The 229-nt window shown below is 63.8% G+C and carries 1 pseudogene; it reads left to right on the top strand.

The annotated features are described in order from the left end of the window. Positions 1–205 (top strand): annotated as a pseudogene (locus SB751_RS35975) (IS21 family transposase); the annotation flags it as partial. Positions 206–229: the final 24 nt, after the last annotated feature.

Genomic DNA, 229 nt, shown 5'->3' with positions numbered 1-229 from the left:
CGAGAAGTTCGGCGATCAGCGACTGGACGCCGCGTGCGAGCGTGCGCTCGCGTTCGCGAGCCCGAAGTACCGCACCGTCAAGACCATCCTCGACAAGGGACTGGACAGCCAGCCCGCAGCGGCACAAACGTCGGCGGCGCCTGCTGACACCTATCTGAACGGCGGCCGCTTCGGTCGTGACCTCCATTCCCTTCTTCTGCATTGAACACCATGAATCCGAGTCCCGAAC

The sequence above is a fragment of the Cupriavidus sp. SIMBA_020 genome, assembly GCF_046535395.1.
GTDB classification, from domain to species: domain Bacteria; phylum Pseudomonadota; class Gammaproteobacteria; order Burkholderiales; family Burkholderiaceae; genus Cupriavidus; species Cupriavidus campinensis.
This window is presented reverse-complemented; position numbering and strand designations above follow the sequence as displayed.